This window comes from Streptomyces sp. NPDC001700 (assembly GCF_053596435.1).
The window spans coordinates 186,524-197,383 of sequence record NZ_JBSFGE010000017.1 but is presented as its reverse complement, the minus strand read 5'-3'; the positions used below and the strand labels follow the sequence as shown (position 1 = coordinate 197,383).

The following is a 10,860-nucleotide window of genomic DNA, read 5'->3' as shown; positions in this document are numbered from 1 at the left end:
GCCTCGCGGGCACGCTGCGCGGCCGCCACCATGGCTGGCTCCGGGCGGAGGTTCGCCAGGGCGCGCCGCATCAGGTCGGTCGGGTCGATGCCGAGGATGCCGCCGATGACGCGGTTCCAGTCCTCCTGGGTGGCCCGGCCGACTTCGAGATCGGCGTAGACGCGCACACCGTCGGGGTGCTTCCCCAATGCGTCGAAGTACGCACCAGGCGGGAGCCCGAGGGACCGTTCGAACGCCTGGCCGTTGAGTTTCATCTGCGTGGTCAGAACGCCGCCGAAGTCGAGGATCAGGCCACGGTAGGGGGACGTCAAAGGGGCTCCTTGTGGATGCGCGTGGTCTGGTCCGCTTCTGGTGAGTGGGCTCTGCCTATGAGGCTAATCAGCAATCCTCCTGGCATGAGGGTCAGTTGACACGTCCGGGTCACGCTCAGTCGACCCCTCCACGAGACAGGATCAACGCCATGAAGATTCGGATCGTCTCGCTCAGCGGGCGGCACCGCAGTCCCGCCGCCACAGCGCGACCCGGACCGCGACAAGGAGGCTAAGGTGCGGGCCTCCTTGTGGTCAGGGCTCCAGCACCAGCGGTCCGTACGGGCGTCGAGCATCCGGGCCGATGAGGCCAGGACGAAGCCCTCGATGCTGTCGGCGAGGTCACCGGCCACGGCGGCGCCCTGGCAAGCGCTTCGGCGGCCCCTTCGCAGCCGTTGTCCAACGACCGGGCATGGCCAGATCGGCAGCGGCCCCTCCCATCACCCGCGCGGAGCGCATGTTTGCGGGCTTGGCACTGAGAAGTCCCAGGGTGCGTAGCGTGCTGACCTCAGCCTGCGCGCCGACGAGGACTGCCGTGTGCCCGCACTCACGACCAAGCCCGTCTCGCGCACCGGCCGATGGTCTGCATGGCGGCTGGACCCTGGAGGCGCCGAGACCCCCGCGTGTGCGGGGACCACCCGTCGCAGACACGGACGCCGGGGTCGACGGCGGGACCAACCCCGCGTGTGCGGGGACCACTACGCCCGCGTCGGGCTCACCCCGAATCCCGGGGGACCAACCCCGCGTGTGCGGGGACCGCCTCAACACCACCACGCGCAACGGGCAGCAGCTGGGACCAACCCCGCGTGCGGGGACCACCCAGGAGCTGGACTGGGGGGTTATGTGGCTGGGGGCGATTTTACTTGCTTCTGTGGGGTCCGGCGAAATGGTCTTGGCTGGTGACCGGTGATCCCGTTCCCGTCAGGTTCTTGGCCCGTTCGGATGCTCCATTCCGTGGAGCGGCGCCCCCGTCCGTGGGAACGTTCCGCGTTCTGGGGCGGGCGGAGCCGCTGGTGCGCGTCTGTGGCTGACGGGCACCAGCGCGCGCCCCCGCCGTCACACCGGCTGGCGCTTCGCCGGGAAGCCGTGTGTCCTCGCCGCCGCCACCACGATCAGGACCGGCGCTAGGAGGGCCAGGGCGCTCCAGGGGAAGGAGGTCGGGCCGAGGAGGTCCAGGAGGAGGCCGCCTGCTACGCCGCCTCCGGCCATGGCCGCGTTCCAGAGGGTGACGAGCATGGCCTGGGCCGCGTCCGCCGCCTCGCCGCCCGCGTCGGCCACGGCCGTCTGGAGGAGGGTGGGGGCGCCGCCCCAGCCTAGGCCCCAGAGGGTCACCGCCGTGTAGACCAGGGTCGGGCTGGAGGCCACCGTAGCCAGGGCGGTGGCGGCCACGGCGAAGAGTACGGTCCCGGCGAGGGTGAGGGCGCGCAGGCGGCGGTCGATGTGGACGCCCACGACCCAGATGGACACCAGGGACGCGGCGCCGAAGACCAGCAGCACCAGGTCGGTCGAGCCGCCCATGCCCAGCCGGTCGAGGAACGTGGCGATGTACGTGTACAGGATCGTGTGGGCCAGGACGAAGGCGAGGGTGACGAAGAGGACCGGGGCCACCCCCGGCACGGCGAGGGTCCGGCGCACCGACGTACGGGCCTCCGGCCGCTGGCCCGGGTAGTCCGGCGCCAGCGCCGCGATCCAGGCGAGCAGGACGACGGCGAGTGCGGTCATCACCGAGAACGTCACGCGCCAGCCCAGCGCCTGGCCGAGGAAGGTCCCCGCGGGGACGCCCAGCGAGAGGGCGACGGGAATGCCCGTCATCACGATGGCGATCGCCTTGCCCTGCAACGGCACCGGCGCCATCCGCCGCGCGTACCCGGCCAGCAGCGCCCACGCCAGCCCGGCCGCCACCCCGGCGACAAAGCGGGCGATCATGGTCAGGGTGTAGTCCGACGAGGCGGCCGTCACCGTGTTGGCGACGGCGAAGCCCGCCATCGCCGTCAGCAGCAGCCGCTTGCGGCGCCAGCCCGCCGTGGCCGCGGACAGGGGGATCGCCGTGAGCGCGGTGCCGAGCGCGTAGACCGTCACCGACTGGCCCATCGCGGACTCGCCCACCCCCAGATCCCCGCTCATCGCGGGCAGCACCCCGGCGGGCAGCGTCTCGGTCAGGCTGGTCAGGAAGACGGCGGTGGCCAGCGCGAGCAGTGCTGGCAGGGGGAGTTTCCGCGCCGTGTGCGACGCCGTGTGCGACGTCATGTGCGTAGTCATGTGTATAGGCTTGAACCTTCACACTGATGTGAAGGTCAAGCAGAGAGGTCCCCATGCGCATCGGAGAGCTGGCGGAGCGCACCGGCACATCCCGCCGACTCCTGCGCTACTACGAGGAACAGGGCCTGATCCTCCCCCTCCGCTGCGCCAACGGCTACCGCGCCTACGACGAACGCAACGTCGACCGCGTCCTCCAGATCCGCGGCCTCCTCGACGCGGGCCTCCCCACCCGCATCATCAAGCAGATCCTGCCCTGCCTCGACAAGCCCCGCGTCATCCACTTCTCCGACGCCACCCCGGACATGATCGCCACCTTGGAACACGAACGCGACCGCATGACCGAGCGCATCGCCTTCCTGATCCGCAACCGCGACGCGATCGCCGAGTATCTGGCCGTGGTCCGGGATGACGTCAGCGAGGGGACGGAGGGGAAGGGGGCAGGTGCAGGACCCGCACCCCGTACGGGGGGAGGGTGATGGTGTCGGCTGGGGCGCCGGTCAGGTCCAGGAGGCGGGCGCCGGTGACCGTTGGTTTTACGGTCAGTTCGGCGGCGGACTGGCTGACCAGCCAGACGAAGGTGCGGCCGTCGTCGTGGACGAGGCGGTCGACCGCGACGCGGGGGTCGTTCACGGTGACCGGGCGGTGGACTCCGGCGTGGGCGGCGAGCGCGTCGTACAGGGTGGCGGTGGCCTCGGGGTTGACGCGCGGGGTGACCGCGGCCATGTGCTCGATGGGGTAGGTGCAGAAGACGACGGAGCCCTCGCCCACCGCGCGCAGCAGCAGTGCCGGGCGGCCACGGCCGTCGACGGCCAGGACCTCGGCGCCGTCGGGTTCGACGGGGAGGAAACAACGGGCCCCCGCGGCGCGGAAGGTGAGGCGGGCGCCTTCGGGGAGGGTGCCGAACGGGCGGGTGAGGGTGAGGACGACCTCCTCGTCCTCGATGGGGTCGAGTAGCCCGTACTCCAGCTGGTGGCGGACGCCGAAGAGCGCGTTCAGGTGGGCGTACCAGGGGCCGCGCTGTTCGTCGTGGGCGCCGGGGGAGTACGAGACGTAGACGGTCGCGCCGTCGCGGGCCCGCTGCTCCAGGTCGTACCAGGTGGGGGAGAGCAGCTGCTTGGTGGACGGGACGAGCCACAGCGTCACGTCCGTGGGCAGCGGGCCGTCGCTTTCGCGCACCACCGCCGCCGGGGCGTCCGCGAGGCGTGCGGCGACCCAGGCCTGACGGCAGGTCTGCTGGACGTACGCGCGGTCCTCGGGGCGGGTGAAGGGGTACAGCGTGTCGAGGTACGAGGAGACGAGGAGCGCGGTGTCGGCGGGGGCGCGGTGGCAGCGGGCGAAGTCCACCTCGTCCAGGACCCGGGCGAATGCGGCCAGCTCCAGGAGGGGTGGCTTGGGGGCGCCGTCCGAGGTGGTGAGGCCGAAGTGCATCTCGAAGGCGTGGTGGCGGTACGGGTCCTGGCCGCGCAGCCCGTCGTAGTCGCTGTTGTTCCAGGCGATCCAGCCGGTGGCCCCGGCCAGCAGGCTGTTGTGCAGGGTCTGCCGGTAGTAGCGGGCCGCGCCCGGGCCGGAGGCGAAGTCGGAGCTGACGCCGAACTCCTCCAGGATCACGGGCCGTTGATACGTGCCGGTCAGCTCGCACACCCAGGCCGCCGCGTAGTGCTGGCGCACCGGGTCGTCCTCCATGCGGTAGACGTGCGGGCCGAGGAAGTCGCACAGGTCGGCGGTGTCGCGGAGCCGGAAGCCGTTGTCGTGGCCGGAGTTCTCCAGCCCCCAGGCGCCGTCGCCGAGCGAGACGGGCTGGGTGCCGCCCCCGGCGCGGACGGCGTCCACGACGATCTGGGCCCAGGCGGCGACGGTCTCACAGGAGGCGGGCGGGGCGGGCGTGCCCGGCTCGCGCCCGTAGATCGGCATCTCGTTGGAGACCAGCCACCCGGCGACGGCCGGATGCGCGGCGAAGCGGCGCACGGTCTCGCGGGCGAACCACGCCTGCCGGGCGACCAGCCACACATCGCCGTACAGATCGCGGTCGCCGCGCCAGGACGGGTCCCAGTTCTCGCCGGACATGTGGCCGACCAGGAAGGTGGGGACGGTGGTCATGCCGAGGGCGTGGTGCCGGTCGAGGAAGTCGGCGAAGCGCGCGCACATGGCGTCGTCGAGCCGGTCGGGCGCGGGCATGAAGTCGGGCCAGTAGAAGAAGGAGCGGGTCATGTTCAGCCCGTGGTCCCGCAGCACCCGCAGCTCGGCGTCGATCACCTCGCCGTCGTAGCTCCGCCACATGAGCGGGCCGCCGGTCCGGGACCAGAAGTTGGCGCCCAGCCAGGTGACGGGGGATTCGCCGGGAGTGAGAGGGGTGAGCCGGGCGGAGGGGCGCTGCATCGACGGACTCCCTTGGCCGGGTCGGAGGGAAGCGGGCGGTACCGCGCTCCTCAAGCAGTGAAAGGCTAAACCGGTTTAGAGTCAACGACATCGACGAGGATCATACGAGGGTCGTTTTCGCGCTCTAGATCAACCCAAAGCGGCTCTACGCAGCCGGACCTGGGTATTCGACAGATTCGACAAGTCCCTACTAAGCCGGTTCAGTCGAAAGGCACTGTCGGCTCTATTGACACCCTCTGACGGAGCCGCTTAATTTCACGGCGCCGGGATGCGCTGGCATACCGAGCGCGGCCATACCGAGTGCGGCCATACCGAGGGGGACACCATGATGTTGATGAGCACCGGCCGTCCGCGCCGCGCGATCGCCGCGGCGGCCGCACTCGCCCTCTCCGGCACCCTGGCCGCCTGCGGCGGTGGCGGCAGCGGCGGTGGGGGCACCGGCGGGGTGCTGACCGTGTCCACGGGGTCCACCGGAAACTTCGTCCGCAACTTCAATCCGTTCGCGCCGCAGCCGCTCCAGTCGACCCACGGAATGATCTACGAGCCGCTGTTCCACTTCAACGCGGCGAAAACCGGCGAGGTCGACCCGTGGCTGGCCACCAAGTACACCTGGGCGGACGACGGGAAATCCATCCGCATCCAGTTACGGACGAATGTCACCTGGAACGACGGAAAGCCGTTCACCGCCGACGACGTCGCCTACACCTTCCAGATGGCGAAGGACGACAAGGCGCTGAACATGTACGCCCTCCCGGTGGCCTCCGCGACGGCCGAGGGCAAGCACACCGTGGTCGTCACCTTCACCAAGTCCGCTTACACCAAGGAATACTTCCTCCTCGGCAAGTTGAAGATGCTGCCCCGGCACATCTGGTCCAAGCTCTCCGCCAAGGAGAGGACGACCTCGCTCAACCCCAACCCGGTGGGCACCGGCCCCTGGAAGGTGAAATCCGTCAAGGGTACGACGCTCGATCTCGCCGCCCGCAAGGACTACTACATCAAGGGCCTTCCGCACTTCAAGATCATGCGCTACCGCGCCTTCACCGGGAACAACGCCGCCAACGCCGCCGTCACCTCCGGGCAGATCGACTGGGCGGGCGGATTCATCCCCGACATCAAGAAGAATTACCTCTCCAAGAACAAGAAGTTCGACCTGGTCAACATTCCGCTGGCCACCACGTCCTTCATACCCAACGCCCAGCGCGGCCCCACCGCCGACGTCAATGTCCGCAAGGCGATCAGCGCCGCCCTCGACCGCGACTTCATGAACAGAAGCGTGTACGACGGCCAGGCGCCCGCCGCCAACCCCATGGCGCTGCTGCTCCCCAACTACCAGTCCGTCCTCGACCCGTCGCTGAAGGACGCGAAGCTGGAGACCGGCCAGGGCAAGGTCGACGGCTATCTCACCGACTCCGGCTACGCCAAGGGGTCGGACGGCATGTGGCGGAAGGACGGCAAGAAGCTGTCCGTATCGGTCGAACTCGTCTCTGGCTGGACCGACTACGTCAGCGTCGCCCAGATGGCCAAGGAGCAGCTGAAGAAGGCCGGGATCGAACTCGTCGTCAAGGCCGAGTCGTACGCCCAGTGGTCCAACAACCGCGCACGCGGCCAGTTCCAGATGCTGCTGGACAACGCCGGATACACCCCCGACCCGCGCGCCTACTACGCGCAGATGCTGGACAGCTCCATCCCACCGAAGATCGGTCAGACGACCAATGTCGGCAACTTCGGCCGCTACGCCAACGCCACCATCGACAAGGCGCTCGACAAGATCGGCGAAACCACCGACCTGAACAAGCAGCAGCCCTGGTATCACCGGATCCAGCACGAATTCATCAAGGACATGCCGCTGATTCCGCTCTTCTCCGCACAGAACGAGCAGGAATTCAACGGCAATCGGGTCACCGGCTATCCCACCGAGGACAATCTGTACGCCGCGCCCTCCATCTGGCTCGACCCCGACGGCGGCTGGGTCGCCGCCCGCATCAAGCCAGCCAAAGCGGGCAAGTAGCGGCGGGCGGGGGCGGACAGCGTGCGCTACCTCCTGCGCAAGCTCGGCTTCTACGCCATCGCCGCCTGGATGGCGGTCACCGTCAACTTCTTCCTCCCGCGCCTCATCCCCGGCGACCCGGTCGAGATGATGCTCGCCCGCCAGGCCCAGTCAGGACCCGTCGAACCCGGTCAGGAAGAGGCCCTGGCGGCGATGCTCGGCCTCGGCCACGGCAACCTCTTCGTCCAGTACGGCGACTATCTGCGCGCGCTCGCCCGCCTCGACTTCGGGCTCTCCGTCACGTACTTCCCGAGCCCGGTCACCGAGGTTGTCGGCGACGCCGTCCCCTGGACCCTCGTCCTGGTCGGCGCCGCCACCCTGCTCAGCGTCGCCCTCGGCCTCACCCTCGGCACGCTGGCCGGATGGCGGCGCGGCAGCTGGTTCGACTCGCTCGTCCCCTCCACCACCTTCCTCGCCGCCATCCCCTACTTCTGGCTCGCCCTGCTGCTCCTCTACCTCTTCGGTCAGGTGTGGGGCGTGCTGCCGCTCGGCGGCGGCTACGACGAGACGCTGGACATCGGCCCGAGCGGCGCGTTCCTCACCTCCGCCGCCGAACACGCCGTGCTGCCCGCCGCCACCATCGTGCTCAGCTCGGTCGGCGGCTGGATGCTCGGCATGCGCAACATGATGGTCTCCACCCTGGCCGAGGACTACGTGGTCGCCGCCGAGGCCAAGGGGCTGCCGCCGCGCACGATCATGGTCGGCTACGCGGCCCGCAACGCCGTGCTGCCCTCGGTCGCCGGATTCGCCATCTCGCTCGGCTTCATCGTCAGCGGCTCGCTCGTCATGGAGATCGTCTTCTCGTATCCGGGCATGGGCTTCACCCTGCTCCAGGCCGTGCAGAACACCGACTATCCGCTCATGCAGGCCGTGTTCCTCGTCATCACCTTCGGCGTGCTCGCCGCCAACTTCCTGGTGGACCTGGTGTACGGCTTCGTCGACCCCCGCACCAGGCAGGCCCGATGACCGCCCCGACCGTTTCCACCACCCCCCGCGCGACCGGCCGTGGCTGGCTGCGGCCCGCGCTGCGCTCCCGCCGCTTCGCCGCAGGCCTCGGCCTGCTCGCCGTCTTCGTCCTCACCGCCGCGTTCGGCCCCTGGCTGGTCGGCGACCCGAACGCCTTCACCACCGACCTCGGTCAGGCCCCCTCCGGCGCACACTGGCTCGGCACCACCCAGACCGGTCAGGACGTCCTCGCCCAGCTCGTCGTCTCCGCCCGTGGCACGCTCCTGATCGGCGCCGCCTCCGCGCTCATCGCGACCGCCGTCTCCGTCGTCGTCGGGATCGGCGGCGGCTTCCTCGGCGGGCTCGCGGACGAGGCGCTGTCCCTGATCAGCAACGTGTTCCTGGTCATCCCCGGGCTGCCGCTGGTCATCGTCGTCTCCGCGTACGTCAAGGGCGGCGGCGCCTGGTCCACCATCCTCGTCATCGCGCTGACCAGCTGGGCCGCCTCCGCCCGGGTGCTGCGCGCCCAGACGCTGTCGCTGCGCACCCGCGACTACGTGCTCGCGGCGCGGGTGTACGGGGAGAGGCGATGGCGGATCGTATTGGTGGAGATCCTGCCCAATGAACTCGCCATCATCGTCTCCCAGTTCATCTTCGCGGTGATCTTCGCGATCCTCACCCAGGCGGGGCTCGCGTTCCTGGGCCTCGCCGACCCGTCCCATCTCACCTGGGGCACGATGCTCTACTTCGCCCAGAACGCGGAGGCCCTGACCAGCGGCGCCTGGTGGTGGTTCATCCCGCCCGGCCTGTGCGTGGCCGCCCTCGGTACGGCCCTGTCGCTGATCAGCTTCGGTCTTGACGAGGTCCTGGACCCACGGCTGCGCGTACGGAAGGTGAGCCGATGACCGACGATGTGGTGCTGCGCGCCGAGCACATCAGCGTGACGTACGAGGGCGAACGCCCCACCCACGCCGTCCGCGACGTCAGCTTCGAGCTGCGGCGCGGCGAACTCCTCGGCATCGCGGGCGAGTCCGGCTGCGGCAAGTCGACACTCGCGTACGCCGTCGCCCGCATGCTGGCGCCCCCGGCGCGGCTCACCGGCGGGCGGGTCACCCACCGCGACCGCACCGGGGCCAAAACGGATCTGCTCGCGCTGGAGGGGGAGGCGCTACGGGCCTTCCGCTGGTCGCGGCTGTCCGTCGTCTTCCAGTCCGCCATGAACGCGCTCAACCCGGTGACCACCGTGGGCCGCCAGTTCGACGACATCTTCCGCGCCCACCGCCCCGGCATGCGCCGCCCCGAGCGGTACGAACGCGCCCGCGCCCTCCTCGACATGGTCGGCATCGACCCGGCCCGGGTGCGGGCGTATCCGCATGAGCTGTCCGGCGGCATGCGGCAGCGCGTCGTCATCGCCATGGCGCTCGCGCTCGAACCCGAGATCGTCATCATGGACGAGCCGACGACCGCGCTCGACGTCGTCGTCCAGCGCGAAATCCTGGACGAGGTGCAGCGGCTCCGCGACGACCTCGGCTTCAGCGTCGTCTTCATCACCCATGACCTGTCGCTGCTGCTGGAGATCAGCGACCGGCTGGCCGTGATGTACGCGGGCTCGATCGTCGAGTACGGCCCGTCCGAGCGCATCGCCGCCGACCCCGCCCACCCCTACACCCAGGGCCTGCTGCGCTCCTTCCCGGACCTCGCGGGCGAGCGCCGCGCCCTGCGCGGCATCCCCGGCACCCCGCCGGACCTGCGCGACGCGCTGCCCGGCTGCCCCTTCGCCGCGCGCTGCGAGCACGCCTTCGCGCCCTGCGCCACGGTGGCGCCTCCCCTCGTCCCCCTCGCCCCGGGCACCTCCGCCGCCTGCCACTTCCACGCGGTGGCGGGCGCGGGTACGGGCCTCCTACCGGAAGGGCGGCAGCCGTGACCGCACCCGCGCTGGACGTACAGCACCTCACCGTCGACTTCCCGCAGCGCGGCCGGGTGCCGTTCCGGGCCGTGGACCGGGTGTCGTTCGCGCTGCACGCCGGGCGCACGCTCGCGCTCGTGGGCGAGTCCGGGAGCGGCAAGTCGACCGTCGTACGGGCCCTGTCGCGGCTGGTGGCGCCCACCGAGGGGGAAGTGCGGCTGGGCGGGGCGCGGCGCACGCGCGGGAAGGAGTACCGGCGGGCCGTCCAGATGGTGTTCCAGGACCCGTTCGCCTCGCTCAACCCCGCGCACACCGTCGGCCACCACCTGATCCGCCCGCTCCTGGTCAACGACCGGGCGCGGCGCGGCGCGGACGCCGAGGCGAAGGCGCAGGAGCTGCTGCGGTCGGTCAACCTGACGCCCGCCGACGACATGGCGCGCAAGCGCCCGTACGAGCTGTCGGGCGGGCAGCGGCAGCGCGTCGCCATCGCCCGCGCGCTGGCGCCGGGGCCCGGGGTGCTGCTGGCCGACGAGCCGGTGTCGATGCTGGACGTGTCGATCCGGCTGGAGATCCTGGGGCTGCTGGACCGGCTCAAGGACGAGCGCGGGCTCGCCCTGCTGTACGTCACGCACGACCTGGCCACCGCCCGGCACTTCGCCTCCGAGGTGATGGTCATGTACCGGGGGGAGATCGTGGAGCGCGGCCCCAGCGACGAGGTGATCCTCGCGCCCCGCCATCCGTACACCCAGGCGCTGGCCGCCGCCGCGCCCAGCTCGGCCGCCGGACGCGCACGGGCCCGGGCGGCCCGCGCCGAGCGGCTGGCGGGGCGGGCGCGGCGGGACGCGGAGCGGCGGGAGGTGGTGGTCGGGGACGGCTGCCGGTACCGGCCGCGCTGCCCGTTCGCCATGGACGCCTGTACGCGGCGGCCACCCGAGACGGAGGTGGGTCCGGGCCATCGCACGCTCTGTTGGTTACGGACGGACACGAAGGACAGCGTTGTCGACTCCTCTGCGTAGTTT

At 70.6% G+C, this 10,860-nt stretch carries 8 protein-coding genes and 1 pseudogene; 6 read left to right on the top strand and 3 right to left on the bottom strand.

Going from position 1 to position 10,860, the window contains the following annotated elements:
* Nucleotides 1-311: pseudogene (locus ACWC5C_RS28945) on the bottom strand (HAD family phosphatase); the annotation flags it as partial.
* 1,053 nt (nt 312-1,364) lie between these two features.
* The gene (locus ACWC5C_RS28940) at nt 1,365-2,567 is read right to left on the bottom strand and encodes an MFS transporter (RefSeq protein WP_450880043.1); all 1,203 of its coding nucleotides are present in this window, start codon (nt 2,565-2,567) and stop codon (nt 1,365-1,367) included.
* A gap of 53 nt (nt 2,568-2,620) precedes the next feature.
* On the opposite strand from ACWC5C_RS28940, the gene ACWC5C_RS28935 reads away from it, so the two are divergent.
* Nucleotides 2,621-3,043, top strand: coding sequence for a MerR family transcriptional regulator (locus ACWC5C_RS28935; RefSeq protein ID WP_450880041.1), 423 nt, complete (start codon nt 2,621-2,623; stop codon nt 3,041-3,043).
* Here the strand turns inward: ACWC5C_RS28935 and ACWC5C_RS28930 are convergent.
* Nucleotides 2,979-4,943, bottom strand: coding sequence for a glycoside hydrolase 5 family protein (locus ACWC5C_RS28930; protein WP_450880039.1), 1,965 nt, complete (start codon nt 4,941-4,943; stop codon nt 2,979-2,981). The two genes, ACWC5C_RS28935 and ACWC5C_RS28930, sit on opposite strands and share 65 nt — an antisense overlap.
* A 334-nt stretch (nt 4,944-5,277) precedes the next feature.
* Between ACWC5C_RS28930 and ACWC5C_RS28925 the strand changes: the two genes are divergently transcribed.
* From ACWC5C_RS28925 to ACWC5C_RS28905, 5 genes are read left to right on the top strand one after another with little or no spacing between them, the layout of a single operon-like run.
* On the top strand, nt 5,278-6,951 hold the full coding sequence (locus ACWC5C_RS28925; protein ID WP_450880037.1) for an ABC transporter substrate-binding protein: 1,674 nt from the start codon (nt 5,278-5,280) through the stop codon (nt 6,949-6,951).
* A gap of 21 nt (nt 6,952-6,972) precedes the next feature.
* Entirely contained in the window at nt 6,973-7,956 is a 984-nt protein-coding gene (locus ACWC5C_RS28920; RefSeq protein ID WP_450880035.1) for an ABC transporter permease, read from the top strand.
* Nucleotides 7,953-8,840: an ABC transporter permease gene (locus ACWC5C_RS28915; RefSeq protein ID WP_450880033.1), complete on the top strand. Its 888-nt coding sequence runs from the start codon at nt 7,953-7,955 to the stop codon at nt 8,838-8,840. Before ACWC5C_RS28920 ends, ACWC5C_RS28915 begins: the two co-directional genes overlap by 4 nt.
* Nucleotides 8,837-9,859 (top strand): ABC transporter ATP-binding protein, encoded by a 1,023-nt coding sequence (locus ACWC5C_RS28910; RefSeq protein ID WP_450880031.1) that lies wholly within the window; start codon nt 8,837-8,839, stop codon nt 9,857-9,859. The genes ACWC5C_RS28915 and ACWC5C_RS28910 overlap by 4 nt, the downstream gene beginning before the upstream one ends.
* Nucleotides 9,856-10,857 (top strand): ABC transporter ATP-binding protein, encoded by a 1,002-nt coding sequence (locus ACWC5C_RS28905; protein WP_450880029.1) that lies wholly within the window; start codon nt 9,856-9,858, stop codon nt 10,855-10,857. Before ACWC5C_RS28910 ends, ACWC5C_RS28905 begins: the two co-directional genes overlap by 4 nt.
* Nucleotides 10,858-10,860: the final 3 nt, after the last annotated feature.

Coding starts and splice junctions, on each gene's coding strand:
- ACWC5C_RS28940 (WP_450880043.1), bottom strand. CDS start 2,567: ATGACTACGCACATGACGTCGCACACGGCGTCGCACACGGCGCGGAAA.
- ACWC5C_RS28935 (WP_450880041.1), top strand. CDS start 2,621: ATGCGCATCGGAGAGCTGGCGGAGCGCACCGGCACATCCCGCCGACTC.
- ACWC5C_RS28930 (WP_450880039.1), bottom strand. CDS start 4,943: ATGCAGCGCCCCTCCGCCCGGCTCACCCCTCTCACTCCCGGCGAATCC.
- ACWC5C_RS28925 (WP_450880037.1), top strand. CDS start 5,278: ATGAGCACCGGCCGTCCGCGCCGCGCGATCGCCGCGGCGGCCGCACTC.
- ACWC5C_RS28915 (WP_450880033.1), top strand. CDS start 7,953: ATGACCGCCCCGACCGTTTCCACCACCCCCCGCGCGACCGGCCGTGGC.
- ACWC5C_RS28910 (WP_450880031.1), top strand. CDS start 8,837: ATGACCGACGATGTGGTGCTGCGCGCCGAGCACATCAGCGTGACGTAC.